The organism is Herbiconiux moechotypicola, assembly GCF_024979255.1.
Taxonomy (GTDB): Bacteria; Actinomycetota; Actinomycetes; order Actinomycetales; family Microbacteriaceae; genus Herbiconiux; species Herbiconiux moechotypicola.
In genome coordinates this window covers 86,907-102,377 of the sequence record NZ_JANLCN010000016.1, presented here as the reverse complement: position 1 = coordinate 102,377, position 15,471 = coordinate 86,907, and the positions used below count along the sequence as shown (strand labels likewise).

Sequence of the window (15,471 nt, the reverse complement as noted above, 5' to 3'; positions counted from 1 at the left end):
CCCCCAGATGGATGCCTCCGAACGCGACCGCCAACTCCGCAACTGGAAGAAAGCCGTCACCAAAACCCTTGACTGGGTAGACGAGGACGTGCAGTAACCCCACGCGCATCCCCTGAGCCGCGATCCGCCAGAAATCCTTCCCCGACACCCGGGAGAGGAGGATTACTGGCGGGTCGCGGTTCTTCTCTTTCGACGGGTGTGGTGTCACAGTGGAGTCACTTGCACTTCGACCGTGATCGGGGACACAGATGAGCGACCGCCCGAACGACGACCTGCCGCCCTTTCCGGTTCCGGAGGAGCCCGAGACCCCCGCAGCGGGCGCGGGCGACGCGGATGCGCCGGCACCGGATGCGCAGGCCACGACGAACGGGCTCCCCGCGTTCCCGCCCGGCGGGGCGGGGGCACCTGCGGCTCCGCTCACGCCGCCGGCTCCGCCGCCCCAGACGCTGCCGCCCACGCAGGTGCTCTCCCAGCCACCGGCGCAGCCCACGCAGCCCACGCAGGTGCTCAACCAGCAGCCCAACGGCAGGCACCCCGGCTACGGCCCGAATCCCGGCCAGACCCCCGCGCCGCAGGCGGGGCAGGGCGGCCGCGGCCCGCTCGTGCCCGGCGGCCCCGGTGGACGCCCACCCGGCGCCGCCCCGAAGAAGAGCCGGCGCTGGATCTGGATCACCGCCATCATCGCCGTGCTCGCCATCGCCGTGATCGTGCTCGCGGTGATGCTCTTCACCCGTGGGAGCGGCACTCCCGTCGTGGCCACGCCCACCGCATCCGCTTCACCCAGCCCCACGCCGACACCCACCCCCACGCCGACCATCACCCCCACCCCGACGGCGACCACGCCCGTCACCCCCGACGAGCCGGACACCCCCGACCAACCCGACACCCCCGACCAGCCGCCGGCGGGCCCCGCCCTGGCCATCACCTCGTTCTCGGTGAGCCCCGGCACCGTCACCTGCTCCCGCCCGCAGCCCGACGCCCCCGCATCCGGGTTCACGAGCACCCCGCTCACCATCTCGTGGTCGAGCACCGGCGCCATCAAGGGCTGGATCGGCATCGACACGAGCGACGCCCAGGCCGCGCCCTACCAGGAGGTCAACGCCGCCTCGGGCACCATCACGATCGACTACACCTGCTACGACGACCACGTCTACACGCTGACCGTCATGGCCCAGGACGGCACCACCACGAGCTCCACCCTCCCGGTGAACAACGTGGGCGACCGCTGATGTCCGGCCCGGCCCGCCGCTATCCGCGGGGCGTGTCGTGCTGGGTCGACACCGAACAGCCCGATCCAGTGGCCGCGAGCGGCTTCTACGGAGCGCTGTTCGGATGGGAGTTCGAGAACGCGATGCCCCCGGGGGCACCGGCCGTGTACCTCATTGCGACGCTCCAGGGCAGTGACGTCGCGGCCATCGGGTCGGCCTCTCCCGAGGCGGGCGGGGCCGGCTGGAACACCTACTTCGCCGTCGACGACGCCGACGCCGATGCGACCGCCGTGGTGCACGCGGGCGGCACGCTCGTCTCGGCCCCCGAAGACGCCGGGCCCGGCGGCCGGGCCGCCGCCGGGCGCGACCCGCTGGGTGCCGAGTTCGGCCTGTGGCAGGCCAGGCGCCGGCTCGGCGCGCAACGGGTGAACGAGCCGGGCAGCTGGAACTTCAGCAACCTGCGCAGCACCGATCCGGCGGCGTCGAAGGCGTACTACGCCGAGCTGTTCGGGTGGAGCTACCTCGACCTCGGAGACACCGTCGAGGCCATGATCGCGGTCGACGGCTACGGCGATCACCTCGCCGCGACCGTCGATCCGGGCATCTTCGACCGCCAAGCCGGTGCACCCGCCGGGTTCGCCGACGTGATCGGAGCCGTGCAGCGGGCGGCCGACGGCGAGACCGACCACTGGGAGGTCGTGTTCAGCGTCGCCTCGCGCGCCGAGTCGCTCGCGCGCGCCGAAGGGCTCGGGGCCACCGTGGTCTCCACCGTCGACACCCCCTGGAGCCTGCTCGCGCGCATCCGCGACCCCCAGGGTGCCGAGCTCACGCTGAGCGAATTCCGCGACCCGCGCTGAGCGCGCGACCCGCACCAGCGCCCTCAGCTGAGCAGCGTCAGCAGCTTCTTTCCGGTCGCCGCGAAGCCGCGCGAGGCGAACTCGCGGGCGACGGCGGCGCGCTCGGCGGTGGGCCGGCCGTAGGTGGTGGTGCGCTGCACCGGCGTGCGGCCGATGCGGCGGATCATGCTCTCCAGATCGTCGACCGTCTTCTCCGAGCCGTTGTCGGCGCCCGCCATGCGGCTGATGGTCTCCTCCATGAGGGTGCCGCCGAGGTCGTCGGCACCGCCCTGGAGCATCTGCTGCGTGCCGCCCTCGCCGAGCTTCACCCACGAGGTCTGCACGTGATCGATGCGCCCGTGCAGCATGAGCCGCGACACGGCGTGCAGCGCCCGGTTCTCCTGCAGGGTCGGGCCCGGTCGTGCCACGCCCGCGAGGTACACCGGCGCGTTCATGTGGATGAACGGCAGCAGCACGAACTCGGTGAACCCGCCGGTCTCGTCCTGGATGCGCGAGAGCGTGCGCAGGTGCCCCACCCAGTGGGTGGGGTTGTCGACGTGCCCGTACATCATGGTCGACGACGACCGCAGCCCCACCTGGTGCGCCGTGGTCACGATCTCGATCCACTGCGCCGCCGGCAGCTTGCCCTTCGTGAGCACCCAGCGCACGTCGTCGTCGAGGATCTCGGCGGCCGTGCCCGGGATGGTGTCGAGCCCCGCCGCCTTGGCCTCGGTGAGGAAGTCGCGGAACGACAGCCCCGTGCGGGCCGACCCGTTCACGATCTCCATCGGGCTGAACGCGTGCAGGTGGATCTCGGGCTGCCGCTCCTTCACCGTGCGCGCGAGGTCGAAGTAGGCGGTGCCCGGCAGGTCGGGGTGGATGCCGCCCTGCATGCAGATCTCGGTGGCGCCGATCGACCAGGCCTCGTCGACCCGGTCGCCCACCTGCTGCATCGACAGCGTGTACGCATCCGCGTCGTTGCGCCGCTGCGCGAAGGCGCAGAACCGGCAGCCGGTGTAGCAGACGTTGGTGAAGTTGATGTTGCGGTTCACCACGTAGCCGACCTCGTCGCCCACGGTGTCGTGCCGCACCTGATCGGCCAGGGCCGCCAGGGCGTCGAGGTCGCGGCCGTCGGCCCCGAGCAGGGTGAGGTACTCGGCGTCGGTGAGCCCGGCGGGGTCGACGGATGCGCGCCGCAGCGCCGCCCGCACGGCCGGGTCTCCGGCGACGCGGGTCTCGTTGGCCGCGTTCGCCCCCACCTTCTCGCGGAGCTCGGCCCAGTCGCCGTAGACATCGTCGAAGTCGCTGCGGCGGTCGCCCGTGCGGCCCACGGTGTCGATCTCGGTGTGCAGCTCGGTGCGGCCCGAGGAGGCTCCCCAGTCGGGCTCCTGCCAGGGCGAGCCGACCGGGATGCGGCCCTCCACCGCGAGCCCGTCGGCGTCGGCCAGGGCGCGCACGTGGGGCATGACGCGGGGGTCGATCCAGGGCTCTCCCGCGCGCACGTAGTGCGGGTGCGCGGTGAGCCGTTCGCGCAGGGTGAAGCCCGCCTCGGCGGTGAGCCGGGCGAGGTCGTCGATGTGCGGCCACGGCCGCTCGGGGTTCACGTGGTCGGGCGTGAGCGGCGAGACGCCGCCCCAGTCGTCGATGCCGGCGCGCACCAGCAGGGCCAGCTCCCGCGCATCCGTGAGGTTCGGCGGGGCCTGGATGCGCGCCTTGGGCCCCAGCACCAGCCGGCTCACGGCCACGGCGGCGGCGTACTCCTGGGTCTCCAGGTCGTCGGCGCCCATCATGGCGGTGGCGGGCTTGGCACGGAAGTTCTGGATGATGACCTCCTGCACGTGCCCGTGCCGGCGGGCCGCCGCGCGGATGGCGAACAGGCCGTCGACGCGCTCCTCGTAGTTCTCGCCGATGCCGAGCAGCAGCCCCGTGGTGAACGGCACCGTCGACCGGCCGGCGTCTTCGAGCACGCGCAGGCGCAGCGCCGGATCTTTGTCGGGCGAGCCGAAATGGGCGTTGCCCTTCTCGGCCCACAGGCGCACCGAGGTGGTCTCGAGCATCATGCCCATCGAGGGCGCCACGGGCTTCAGCCGCTGGATCTCCTCCCAGCTCATCACGCCGGGGTTCAGGTGCGGCAGCAGCCCGGTCTCTTCGAGCACCCGGATGGCCATCGCCCTGAGGTAGGCCAGCGTGGAGTCGTAGCCGTGCGCATCCAGCCACTCCCGCGCCGCCGGCCAGCGGTCCTCCGGCCGGTCGCCGAGGGTGAACAGGGCCTCCTTGCAGCCGAGCGCCGCGCCCTCGCGGGCGATCGCGAGCACCTCGTCGGGGGAGAGGTAGGGAGCCTTGCCCTGCTTGGCGAGGCCCCCGGGGGTCTCGACGAAGGTGCAGTAGTGGCAGCGGTCGCGGCAGAGGTGGGTGAGCGGGATGAACACCTTGCGCGAGTAGGTGATGACGCCGGGCCGGCCCGCGATCTCGAGCCCCGCATCCCGCACCCTCGAGGCGGCCGTCAGCAGGCGCTCGAGGTCGTCGCCGCGGGCGTGCAGCAGCGTCTCGGCCTCGGTGGCGTTGAGCGCGACACCCTCGTCGGCGCGCTTGAGGGCGCGGCGGATGGCCGAGGCGTTCGGGATGAACGACTGCACCACCGGCTGCGGCTCACGCTTGCGGCGGGTGGGGATGGGCAGATCTTCGGGCACGGGGAGACCTCATCGGAACGTGGAGCGTCGTCAACAGGAGAGGAGGGCCCAAAGCCAGACCCGGAATCGAAGTACCCCGAGCCTACCCCCTCCTTTGGGGCGGTCCGTGCAGGTCCGGTGCGAGGCGGCCCTGTGGGACGATTGCGGCACAGACCGAAATAAGGAGTTCCTCCGTGGGCACGAAAGCAATTCGCGGCACCTTCCTCGACTTCATCGACGACCCCTGGAAGCACGTCGGCGACGAGGCCGCGGCGACCCGGTTCCACCGCGACGGACTGCTCGTGATCGAGGACGGCATCGTCGCCGACTTCGGTGTCTACGACGAGGTCGCGCCCCGCCACCCCGGTGTCGAGATCACCGAGATCCGCGACCGCATCATCCTCCCCGGCTTCATCGACGGGCACATCCACCTGCCGCAGACCCGCGTGCTGGGCGCCTACGGCGAGCAGCTGCTGCCGTGGCTGCAGAAGTGGGTCTTCCCCGAGGAGCACCGCTACTCCGAGCGCGCCTACGCGGAGGAGGGCACGAAGCACTTCTTCGACAACCTGCTGGCCTCGGGCACCACCACCGCGCAGACCTTCACCACCGGCAACCTCACCTGCAACGAGGTGTTCTTCGAAGAGGCGAGCAAGCGCAACATGCGCATGATCGGCGGGCTCACCGGCATCGACACCCACGTGCCCGACTACTTCGCCAACACGCCCGAGCAGTTCTACACCGACTCGAAGGCACTCATCGAGAAGTGGCACGGCACCGGCCGCAACCTCTACGCCATCACGCCGCGCTTCGCGTTCGGCGCCTCGGTGGAGCTCATGGAGGCCTGCCGCCGGCTGAAGCAGGAGCATCCCGACCTCTGGGTGAACACCCACATCTCCGAGAACCCCGCCGAGATCCACGGCGTGCTGGCCCTCCACGACGACTGCACCGACTACCTCGGGGTGTACGAGAAGTTCGACCTCGTGGGGCCCAAGTTCACCGGCGGTCACGGTGTGTGGCTCTCGAACAGCGAGTTCCGCCGCTTCAGCGAGAAGGGCGCCGCCGTGGCGTTCTGCCCCTCGTCGAACCTCTACCTCGGCTCGGGCCTGTTCCGGCTGGGCCGGGCGCTCGACCCCGAGCATCGCGTGCTCATCTCGGTGGGCACCGACATGGGCGGCGGCAACCGCTTCAGCCTGCTGAACTCCCTCGAAGACGCCTATAAGGTCGGGATGCTGCAGAACACCATCCTCGACGGATCGATCGTGCCGAGCGATCAAGACCTCGAGGAGTCCGAGCGCAACAAGCTCTCCTCGCTCCGCGCGTTCTACCTGCTCACCCGCGGAGGTGCGGAGTCGCTCTACATCGACGACAAGGTGGGCACCTTCGACATCGGCAAGGAGGCCGACTTCGTGGCGCTCGACTGGACCGCCGGCCCGCCCGCGGCCCCGTGGCACGCGTCGCTGCTGCTCGAGAAGGGCGGCGACGAGCTGTCGCTCGAGACCGTCACCGACCTGCTCTTCGGCATCATGATGGTGGCCGACGAGCGCGCCGTCGACCAGACCTGGGTGATGGGCGAGCTCGCCTACCAGAAGGCCTGACGCCCGTGACCTCCACAGCGGGCGCTCCACCCGCCCTGGGCCAGGTGCCCGGGGCGGTCTCCCTCGTCGTGCACCGGCGGCTGGCCGAGTCCAGTTACGCGAAGTACGCCGCGTGGCAGGAGAAGGTGGGCGCGCGCATCTCGAACTGGCCGGGCTATCTCGATCGCCAGGTCATCCCGCCGAAGCCGCCGCTGCAGGTGGACTGGGTGATCGTGCAGCGCTTCCGCGACGTGGAGTCCGCCCGCGGCTGGCTGCAGAGCGCGGAGCGGGCGCGGCTGATGAACGAGATCAAGGGCGAGTTCGTCGGGAACGACGACGTGCACCTGTTCACCGAGGAGGCGAAGCACCCCTCCGAAGCGGCGTCGGTGCTCATCTCGAGCCGGGTGCCGGCCGACCAGGAGGAGGAGTTCCTCGACTGGCAGCGGCAGATCATGGCGGCCGAATCGCGCTTCGACGGTTTTCTCGGCCACAAGATCGAGCGTCCCGTTCCCGGGGTGCAGGACGACTGGGTGGTGGTGCTGAGCTTCGACACCGAGGAGCACCTGAACGCCTGGATCGACTCGCCCGAGCGGCGCGAGCTGCTCGACGAGGGCAAGGCCTACAACGAGCAGCTCACGCTCACGAAGGCCAGCTACGGCTTCGGCTTCTGGACCGGCAACCGCACGGCGCTGCCCGACCCCATCTTCAAGAGCAATCTGCTCGTGCTGCTGATGCTCTACCCGATCGTGTTCCTCTGGGGCTACTTCATCGCCGACCCGCTGCTGGCCAACCACGGGGTGCCGTTCTGGCTGTCGCTGTTCATCGGCAACGTGGTGTCGACCCAGCTGCTCGGGTGGATCCTCGTGCCGTGGGCGTTCAAGCTGTTCGGCTGGTGGGTGAAGCGCGACCGGCCGCCGCGCGTGCACTTCTACGGCTACGCGATCGTGGTGGCGCTGTACGCCGTCTCGATCGCCGTGTACGCCTGGCTCATCTCGCTCGGGCCCGTCTGGTACAGCTGAGTGACCGTCGCGGCGTCCGTCTGAGGGACAGTCCAAGTATCCGTCGCGCGGGGGATGCGCTGCTCGCGCGCCCGTCGTAGCGTCGGGGTGTGGGACGACTGCAGAGATTGCTGGAAGGCGACCGGCGCGACCCCCGGGTGGCGCTGGCCGAGATCGAGTGGCCCGAGGGCGACGCCGACGCGTTCGCGTGGGGTCGCAGAGTGCTCGCCGAGAGGCGGGTGGATGCGCGCCGCGAGACCGTCGCGGCGGTGCGGGCCCTGCGTGAGGCCGAGCCGCGGCTCGAGCTGAAGCCCGCGACCTATCTCGCCGAGAGGCTCGCGGCGGGAGCGGGGGCGGGCGCCTCCGCCTAGCGCGGCACCCGGGCCAGCGCGAGGGCGTCGGCGGCCAGCTGCGCGCTCGTGTCGGCATCGCGCATCCACAGGGGAACCGCCCGTGTGGGCAGGCCCGATGCCTCGAGCACCGGCACCGCCACTGCATCCGCCTCATCGACCAGCCACCCGTCGAGCAGGCCGCCGCGGGGGCGCGCTCCGTAGTGCTTCGCCACGGCCACCGCGCTGGTCTCCACCCCGATCGCGGTGAGGCAGGCGTCGGCGTAGCCGCGCACGGCGGCACCCGAGATGATGGGGGAGACCCCCACGATCGGTGCCCTCGTCGCCCGGAGCGCCTCGCGCATCCCGGGCACCCCCAGGATGGTGCCGATCGACACGACCGGGTTGGACGGGGCCAACAGCACGACGTCGGCGTGCGCGATCGCACTCAGCACCTGGGGTGTGGGATGCGCCGCCTCGACTCCGACCTGGATGAACCGCTTGGCCGGAACGGCGGCGCGGTGCTTCACCCACCACTCCTCGAAGTGCACGATGTGCCGCTTGCCGTCGAGCATGAACTCCACGTGCGTCTCCACCGGCTGGTCGCTCATCGGCAGGAGTCGCACGCCCGGGTTCCAGCGTTCGCAGAGGCGCGCGGTGGCCTCGGTGAGCGTGAGCCCGTCACGGAGGAAGCTGGAGCGGGCGATGTGCGTGCCGATGTCGAGGTCGCCGAGCGTGAACCACGGCCAGCCGATGCCGTAGGCGCTGAGTTCGGCGCTCACCCGTTCGGTCTCGCCGGCGCGGCCCCAGCCGCGCTGCTCGTCGTTGCCGCCGCCGAGGGCGTACATGATGGAGTCGAGGTCGGGGCACACCCGCAGGCCGGTCAGCCACATGTCGTCGCCGGTGTTCACGACCGCGGTGATCTCGGCGGTCGACCCGCCGTCCCCGTTCGGGTACGCCCTCCGCAGCTCGGTGCGGAGCCCCTTGAGGAACCGTGCACCCCCGACACCACCCGCGAGAACCGTGACCTTCACGGTCCCCATTCAACCGCATCCGCGGCGGTCACCCCGCCGTCTGCCGCTCCACCACGGTCGCCACGATCGCGGGAAGCCACTCATCGGGCCCCTCGACCGAGATCCAGGCTCCGTCGAGGGCGAGGTCGACCCGGGAGGCGCCGTCGCCGATCACCGTGAGGTAGGCGTCGCCCGGGTAGTCGGGTGCGGGAGCCGAGGGCAGGTCTGAGCGTGTGAGCCCCTCGGCGAGGTACGCCGCGCCGCCGGGCAGGACGGCGACTCCGGTGGGCAGCGGTTGCTCGCCGGTGAGGTAGCGGCAGTAGTAGGCGCCCACCTGACCGGAGCTGGCGAACGGAGCGATCGTGTTCTCGCCGCCCTCCTGCCGGTAGACGCCAGCCACGTCGCCGGTGATGGACTGGAGCTCGCTCGGCGTGATCAGTCCGTCGCAGTCGACGGCACCGGCCACGCCGGGGCCGTCGGGCTGCCAGAGCGGTGCGGGCGGGTCGAAGTTCGAGGCCGCATCGCGTGCGGCGACGAACACGTCGCGGAGGAGGGGCTGCGCGGCCAGCAGCGTCGCCGGATCGGCGCCGGCCCAGGCCGTGACCCCGTAGCCGTTCACCCGGCCGAGGTAGCTGCAGAACGACAGCGTGCCATCGCTCGGCGGGCACGAGCTGTACGTCTCCGGGCCGATCGACGCCTCGACGTTCTCGGGCCCGAGGTAGGCTCCGTCTTTCTGCACGGTCTGCTCGAACTGCTCGTCGGAGACGCCGGGCACGATCTGCACCGACACTGTGGCGTAGCCGTCCCCGGGCTCGCCGGTCGAGAACCAGCATCCGAGCCCGCCGACGCGCTCCAGCGTGAAAGTCAGCGGGTTCGGTGGACCGTTCGTCTCCGCGTCCGGGATCGTCGACTGGAGCGGCACCCCCAGGATCTGCTCGGCGGTCGCCTGCGGCAGCACCTCATCGCAGCTCGTCGGGACCCGGCTCGGCTGCTCGGTCTCGTCGGGCGCGCTGGTGGGTGTCGGCTCTGCCGGGGTCACCGACGCGGTCGGCACCGCCGTCGGCCCGGTCGGCGCTGTCGCCGGCCCACCGAACAACCCGCCTCCGGTGAAGGCGACCACGATCGCCCCGACCACCACCACTCCCACGAGCGCCGCCAGCACGACGGTCACGACCACTCGCCCGCGCCGCGACCCCTTCGGGCCCCCGCCCGCGCCCTGCTCACTCACCCTGCCAGTCTGCACCCCTTCGGCCGTCTCCCCACGGATTCACGACCTCGACGCCGTCGTGGTCGAAATGGGCGGTGTTGCGAGTGGCGATGGTGGCGGAGTGCAGCTTGGCGATCGCGGCGATCTGCACGTCGGGCTCGTCGCACGGTCGGCCGATCGCGACGCGGCGGGCCTGGAGGTCGCCGAACTCGACGGCCGCCAGGTGGTCGTAGGGCAGGATGCGGCCGCTGAAGGCCTCCGTGAGGATCTCGGCGAGGGTGGCCGCGTACTGGGCCCGGCGGCGGCTCGCGGGAAGCCGTGCCACCCCGTAGGCCAGTTCGCCGATGGTGATGGCCGTGGTGTAGAGCTCGTCGCGAGGCTGCCGGTCGAGCCACTCGGCCGCGGCGCTGGTGGCGTGATCGCGACCGAGCTCGGAGATGACGTTCGTGTCGAGGATGATCACGGGCTCGGCTGTGCGCCCGGGGCTGACGCCCGCTGCTGTTCGAAGTACCGCTCGGTGGCCCGCGGAGGGATCTGGTCGACGACCTCGTCGATGAACCCGATCTCGGCGAACATCGAGCGGATCTTCGTTCCGAGCCCGGAATCGTCGGAGGGCTCGGCGGCGACGGCGTGATCGAGGATCGACCTCGCCTCCGCCTCCATAGAGCGGCCGTTGCGCGCCGCTCTGACGCGCAGCTTGTCGCGAGTCGCGTCGTTCAGGTCTCTGATGGTGATGGTGGCCATGTCCTTCCTCGTCTCTCGTCGCGATGATGCTAGCAATGCTGTCGACGCTTCACAAGGGGAAAGAGAAGAATGCTCAGGTGGCGCGTACCGCGGCGGCGAGGAGGGCCGCGAGGTCGTCGAAGTCGTCGCGCACGCGCCCCGCGGTGAGGCGCAGGTGCGGTGCGAGCGACCCGTCGGGCGAGGCGTCGAAGGTCGACCCGGCCGCGGCCCGCACGCCCCCCGCGGCGAGCGTGAGCATCGACGCCTTCTCGTCGGCGACCGGGATCCAGGTGTTGATCCCGTCCGACACCGTGTGCTCGACACCCTGCCGCACCAGTGCCTCCGCGAGCAGCCGCTGCCTGGCCTGATAGATGCGCCGCGCGTCGTGCACGGCGGTGAGCGAGGGCGTGGCGGTGAGCAGCTCGAAGAGGATGGTCTGCAGCATCCTCGAGGTCCAGCCCGGCCCGAGCATCCGCCTGGCCACGATGCGGTCGACGAGCGCCTCGGGCCCGCCGAGTGCCGCGATGCGGAGGTCGGGCCCGTGCGACTTCGCGTAGCTGCGGATGTGCAGCGTGCGCTGCGGCAACCAGGTGCCGAAGCTGTGGGCGGGCGCGCTCGAGATCTCGCCCGAGTGGTCGTCCTCGATGACGACGGGGGCCCCGATGTGCTCCGAGGCGCGCAGCACCCGGGCGAGCTCCCGCGCCCGGTCCGCGCTCATCGAGATGCCGGTGGGGTTGTGCGCACGCGGCTGCAGGATGATCGCGACCGGCTCCAGCCGCAGGGCCCGGGCCAGCTGCCCGGGCACGAGGCCCTCGCCGTCGACGTCGACCGGGATGCGCGTAACGCCGAGGTGCTCCAGCAGGTCGAGGAACGGCGGGAACCCGGGGTTCTCCACCACCACCCGGTCGCCGAACCGCACGAGCGAGTCGAGCGCCCGCGACACCGCGTCGAGGGCGCCGTCGACGATGGTGATGGCGCCGACGGCATAGGGCCAGGACGCGCGCAGGTGGAGTTCGAGATCGGGGAGGACGGGGGAGCTGAGGTAGCTCGCCGTGTCGGCCCGCGTGGGCGCCTTGGTGAGCGCGGCCGAGAGGTCGGGGAGCAGTTCGGGGTCGGGAGTACCGGTGGAGAGGTCGAGCCTCGCCTCGACGTGCGAGCCGGCGAGCCCGCCGAAGTGGGGCGGCATCCAGGTGGTGGAGGCCTGCAGCACGAAGCTGCCGGCGCGGCCGCGCGAGGTGATGAGACCCACACCGGAGAGCGCCTGCCAGGCGTTGCTCACGGTGGCGGGGCTCACGCCGAGCGAGGCGGCGACGTCGCGCACCGTGGGCAGCCGGTCGCCCGCGCCGAGCGCACCGGTGCGGATGAGGCGGGAGACGGCGGCCGCGATCCCCTCCGGTGTGCGGATGTCGACGGCAGCGGTGATGCGGTCGAGCACGATGCCCCCTCTTGACATATTTACTCTCGCGTCACACGCTGAAACACACGAGAAATGTTCAAGCCGAATAATAACAAAACCGGTGAGGAAGGACATGAGCCGATGACGACAGTACGAGCCGCGATCACGCAGGCGACCTGGACGGGCGACAAGGAGTCCATGATCGCCAAGCACGAGCAGTTCGCGCGCGACGCGGCCGCTCAGGGCGCCCAGGTCATCAGCTTCCAGGAACTGTTCTACGGCCCCTACTTCGGCATCACGCAGGACAAGAAGTACTACGCCTACGCCGAGGCCGCCGACGGCCCCATCGTGCAGCGCTTCGCGGCGCTCGCGAAAGAGCTCGGCCTCGTGATGGTGCTCCCCATCTACGAGGAGGACCAGCCCGGCGTCTACTACAACACCGCGGTGGTGGTGGATGCCGACGGCACGATCCTCGGCAAATACCGCAAGCACCACATCCCGCACGTCGATCGGTTCTGGGAGAAGTTCTACTTCCGCCCGGGCAACCTCGGCTACCCGGTGTTCGACACCGCGGTCGGCAAGATCGGCGTCTACATCTGCTACGACCGGCACTTCCCCGAGGGGTGGCGCGAGCTCGGCCTGAACGGCGCGCAGATCGTGTTCAACCCGAACGCCACGAAGCCCGGCCTCTCGAACCGCCTCTGGGAGATCGAGCAGCCCGCCGCCGCCGCGGCCAACGGCTACTTCGTGGCCGCGCCCAACCGCGTAGGCCGGGAGGACAACGAGTACGGCGACCTCGCCGTCACCTTCTACGGCACGAGCCAGTTCGCCGATCCGCAGGGCAACATCGTGGGCGGTTACGCCTCCGGCGACGCCGAGGAGCTGGTCATCCGCGACCTCGACCTCGACATGATCCGCGCGGTGCGCGACGATTGGCAGTTCTACCGCGACCGCCGTCCGGAGTCGTACACGAGCATCCCGAAGCCCTAGCGCCGACCACCACCACCGACCACCCAGCTGAACGGAGCGACAACATGGCGAAGACCCTCATCACCGGTGGCACCGTGGTGAACGCGACCGGAACGGCCGAGGCCGACGTGCTGCTCGACGGCGACACGATCGCCGCAGTGCTCGCCCCCGGCAGCACCCTGCTCGGGTTCGACGTGGCCGCGAACGTCGACGAGGTCGTCGACGCCACGGGCAAGTACGTCATCCCGGGCGGCATCGACGCGCACACCCACATGCAGATGCCTTTCGGCGGCACCGAGGCCAGCGACACCTTCGAGACCGGCACGCGCGCGGCCGCACACGGCGGCACCACGAGCATCATCGATTTCGTGGTGCAGTACGCAGGCGAGAACATCCTCGACCAGTACCAGCTCTGGCACGAGAAGGCCGCCGGTCAGTGCGCCGTCGACTACGGCTTCCACCAGATCCTCTCCGACGTGCAGGACTCTTCGCTCACCGCGATGGACGAGCTCATCAACGAGGGCGTCACGAGCTTCAAGCTGTTCATGGCCTACAAGGGCGTGTTCCTCAGCGACGACGGCCAGATCGTGAAGGCCATGCAGAAGGCCAGCGACAACGGCTCGCTCATCATGATGCACGCCGAGAACGGCTCCGTCATCGACCTGCTCGTGCAGCAGCACCTCGAGCGCGGCGAGACCACCCCCTACTACCACGGCATCTCGCGACCCTGGCAGGCCGAGGAGGAGGCCACGCACCGGGCGATCATGCTCGCGAACCTCACCGGTGCGCCGCTCTACATCGTGCACGTGAGCGCGAAGCAGGCGGTGGAGCAGATCGCGGCGGCCCGTGACAACGGGCAGAACGTGTTCGCCGAGACCTGTCCGCAGTACCTGTACCTCTCGCTCGAAGACCAGCTGGGCGCGGTGAGCGAGCAATGGGGCGACTTCGAGGGTGCGAAGTGGGTGTGCTCCACGCCGCTGCGCTCGAAACACGAGGGCCACCAGCACCACATGTGGCAGGGGCTGCGCACCAACGACCTGCAAGTCATCTCCACCGACCACTGCCCCTTCTGCATGAAGGGCCAGAAAGACATGGGGATCGGCAACTTCGCGAAGATCCCCAACGGCATCGGCTCGGTGGAGCACCGCATGGACCTCATCTACCAGGGCGTGGTGATGGGCGAGATCTCGCTGCCGCGCTGGGTGGAGCTCACCTCCACGACTCCGGCGCGGATGTTCGGCATCCACGGCAAGAAGGGCGTCATCCAGCCCGGTGCCGACGCCGACGTGGTGATCTACGACCCGAAGGGCCACACCTCCATCGGCGTCGACAAGACCCACCACATGAACATGGACTACTCGGCCTGGGAGGGCTTCGAGATCGACGGCCACGTCGACACCGTGTTCTCGCGCGGACGCAAGATCGTCGACGACAACGCGTATCTCGGCCGCAAGGGCGACGGCGCCTACTTCAAGCGCGGCCTCAGCCAGTACCTCATCTGACCCATCCGCCCCGCACCAAGGAGACACAGCATGGAATTCGGCGCGGTCGTGCAGACCAATCCTCCCGCAGCCCGGACGGTCGGGCTCGCGAAGCTCAGCGAGCAGTACGGTTTCGACTACTTCTGGACCTTCGACTCGCACCTGCTCTGGCAGGAGCCCTACGTCATCTACAGCCAGATCCTCGCCGAGACCCACAAGATCAAGGTCGGCCCGATGGTCACCAACCCGGCGACCCGCGACTGGACCGTGACGGCGTCGACCTACGCCACCCTCAACGAGATGTACGGCAACCGCACCATCTGCGGCATCGGGCGCGGCGACTCGGCGGTGCGGGTCACCAACGGCGCGCCCACCACGCTGAAGACACTCCGCGAGTCGATCCACGTCATCCGTGAGCTCGGCAACTCGCGCCCCGTGGAGTACAACGGCTCCACCCTGCAGTTCCCGTGGAGCCACGGCTCGCAGCTCGACGTGTGGGTGGCCGCGTACGGACCTCTCGCCCTGAAGCTCACCGGCGAGGTCGGCGACGGCTTCATCCTGCAGTGCGGCGACATCGACATCGCGAAGTGGATGATCGACACCGTGCGCGCGGCGGCGGTGAACGTGGGCCGCGATCCCGACGAGATCGCCTTCTGCGTGGCCGCGCCGTTCTACATCGGCGACGACTGGGAGCACATGCGCGACCAGTGCCGCTGGTTCGGGGGCATGGTGGGCAACCACGTGGCCGACATCGTGGCGAAGTACGGCACCGAGGGCGCCGTACCGCAGGCGCTCACCGACTACATCAAAGACCGCGAGGGCTACGACTACAACGAGCATGGCCGGGCCGGCAACAGCCACACTGCGTTCGTGCCCGACGAGATCGTCGACCGCTTCTGCGTGCTCGGCACCGCCGAGCAGCACATCGAGAAGCTCAAGCAGTACGCCGAGATCGGGGTGACCCAGTTCGCGGGCTACCTGCAGCACGACAACAAGGAGGAGACCCTCCGCGTGTACGGCGAGACGGTCATGCCCGCGCTCCGCGACCACATCACGGCGAAGGCGTAA

14 protein-coding genes are annotated in these 15,471 nt (G+C 70.1%); 8 read left to right on the top strand and 6 right to left on the bottom strand.

Annotation, left to right across the window (positions count from 1 at the left end; genetic code table 11):
• Positions 1 to 248: 248 nt before the first annotated feature.
• Positions 249 to 1,229, top strand: a complete 981-nt coding sequence (locus N1031_RS19545; protein WP_259481611.1) for a hypothetical protein — start codon at positions 249 to 251, stop codon at positions 1,227 to 1,229.
• Positions 1,229 to 2,065 carry a VOC family protein gene (locus N1031_RS19540; protein ID WP_259481610.1) on the top strand — a complete coding sequence of 279 codons (837 nt, stop codon included), beginning with the start codon at positions 1,229 to 1,231 and terminating at the stop codon, positions 2,063 to 2,065. Before N1031_RS19545 ends, N1031_RS19540 begins: the two co-directional genes overlap by 1 nt.
• 23 nt (positions 2,066 to 2,088) lie before the next feature.
• On the opposite strand, the gene N1031_RS19535 is transcribed toward N1031_RS19540, so the two are convergent.
• On the bottom strand, positions 2,089 to 4,734 hold the full coding sequence (locus N1031_RS19535; protein ID WP_259481609.1) for a bifunctional FO biosynthesis protein CofGH: 2,646 nt from the start codon (positions 4,732 to 4,734) through the stop codon (positions 2,089 to 2,091).
• A 173-nt stretch (positions 4,735 to 4,907) separates the two neighbouring features.
• On the opposite strand from N1031_RS19535, the gene guaD reads away from it, so the two are divergent.
• The 3 genes from guaD to N1031_RS19520 all read left to right on the top strand — a co-directional run bounded on the left by guaD (position 4,908) and on the right by N1031_RS19520 (position 7,656).
• Positions 4,908 to 6,308, top strand: coding sequence for a guanine deaminase (gene guaD / locus N1031_RS19530; protein ID WP_259481608.1), 1,401 nt, complete (start codon positions 4,908 to 4,910; stop codon positions 6,306 to 6,308).
• 5 nt (positions 6,309 to 6,313) lie between these two features.
• Positions 6,314 to 7,306, top strand: a complete 993-nt coding sequence (locus N1031_RS19525; RefSeq protein ID WP_259481607.1) for an antibiotic biosynthesis monooxygenase — start codon at positions 6,314 to 6,316, stop codon at positions 7,304 to 7,306.
• Positions 7,307 to 7,395: 89 nt separating this feature from the next.
• On the top strand, positions 7,396 to 7,656 hold the full coding sequence (locus N1031_RS19520; protein WP_259481606.1) for a hypothetical protein: 261 nt from the start codon (positions 7,396 to 7,398) through the stop codon (positions 7,654 to 7,656).
• Here N1031_RS19520 and cofD read toward each other — a convergent pair.
• The 5 genes from cofD to N1031_RS19495 form a co-directional block, all read right to left on the bottom strand.
• The gene (gene cofD, locus N1031_RS19515; protein WP_259481605.1) at positions 7,653 to 8,648 is read right to left on the bottom strand and encodes a 2-phospho-L-lactate transferase; all 996 of its coding nucleotides are present in this window, start codon (positions 8,646 to 8,648) and stop codon (positions 7,653 to 7,655) included. The two genes, N1031_RS19520 and cofD, sit on opposite strands and share 4 nt — an antisense overlap.
• Before the next feature lie 28 nt (positions 8,649 to 8,676).
• Positions 8,677 to 9,855, bottom strand: a complete 1,179-nt coding sequence (locus N1031_RS19510) for a hypothetical protein (RefSeq protein ID WP_259481604.1) — start codon at positions 9,853 to 9,855, stop codon at positions 8,677 to 8,679.
• Positions 9,848 to 10,297, bottom strand: coding sequence for a type II toxin-antitoxin system VapC family toxin (locus tag N1031_RS19505; protein ID WP_259481603.1), 450 nt, complete (start codon positions 10,295 to 10,297; stop codon positions 9,848 to 9,850). The genes N1031_RS19510 and N1031_RS19505 overlap by 8 nt, the downstream gene beginning before the upstream one ends.
• Complete coding sequence (locus tag N1031_RS19500) at positions 10,294 to 10,578, bottom strand: FitA-like ribbon-helix-helix domain-containing protein (RefSeq protein WP_259481602.1); 285 nt, start codon at positions 10,576 to 10,578, stop codon at positions 10,294 to 10,296. Before N1031_RS19500 ends, N1031_RS19505 begins: the two co-directional genes overlap by 4 nt.
• A gap of 73 nt (positions 10,579 to 10,651) precedes the next feature.
• On the bottom strand, positions 10,652 to 11,992 hold the full coding sequence (locus N1031_RS19495) for an aminotransferase class I/II-fold pyridoxal phosphate-dependent enzyme (RefSeq protein WP_259481601.1): 1,341 nt from the start codon (positions 11,990 to 11,992) through the stop codon (positions 10,652 to 10,654).
• Positions 11,993 to 12,094: 102 nt separating this feature from the next.
• Between N1031_RS19495 and N1031_RS19490 the strand changes: the two genes are divergently transcribed.
• From N1031_RS19490 to N1031_RS19480, 3 genes are read left to right on the top strand one after another with little or no spacing between them, the layout of a single operon-like run.
• Positions 12,095 to 12,943: a nitrilase-related carbon-nitrogen hydrolase gene (locus N1031_RS19490; RefSeq protein WP_259481600.1), complete on the top strand. Its 849-nt coding sequence runs from the start codon at positions 12,095 to 12,097 to the stop codon at positions 12,941 to 12,943.
• 44 nt (positions 12,944 to 12,987) lie between these two features.
• Positions 12,988 to 14,424 carry a dihydropyrimidinase gene (hydA, locus tag N1031_RS19485; RefSeq protein ID WP_259481599.1) on the top strand — a complete coding sequence of 479 codons (1,437 nt, stop codon included), beginning with the start codon at positions 12,988 to 12,990 and terminating at the stop codon, positions 14,422 to 14,424.
• Positions 14,425 to 14,454: 30 nt separating this feature from the next.
• Positions 14,455 to 15,471 (top strand): TIGR03842 family LLM class F420-dependent oxidoreductase, encoded by a 1,017-nt coding sequence (locus tag N1031_RS19480; protein ID WP_259481598.1) that lies wholly within the window; start codon positions 14,455 to 14,457, stop codon positions 15,469 to 15,471.

Excerpts from the sequence above, each read along its gene's own strand:
- hydA (WP_259481599.1), top strand. The coding sequence starts at position 12,988 with ATGGCGAAGACCCTCATCACCGGTGGCACCGTGGTGAACGCGACCGGA.
- N1031_RS19480 (WP_259481598.1), top strand. The coding sequence starts at position 14,455 with ATGGAATTCGGCGCGGTCGTGCAGACCAATCCTCCCGCAGCCCGGACG.
- N1031_RS19490 (WP_259481600.1), top strand. The coding sequence starts at position 12,095 with ATGACGACAGTACGAGCCGCGATCACGCAGGCGACCTGGACGGGCGAC.
- N1031_RS19540 (WP_259481610.1), top strand. The coding sequence starts at position 1,229 with ATGTCCGGCCCGGCCCGCCGCTATCCGCGGGGCGTGTCGTGCTGGGTC.
- N1031_RS19545 (WP_259481611.1), top strand. The coding sequence starts at position 249 with ATGAGCGACCGCCCGAACGACGACCTGCCGCCCTTTCCGGTTCCGGAG.
- N1031_RS19500 (WP_259481602.1), bottom strand. The coding sequence starts at position 10,578 with ATGGCCACCATCACCATCAGAGACCTGAACGACGCGACTCGCGACAAG.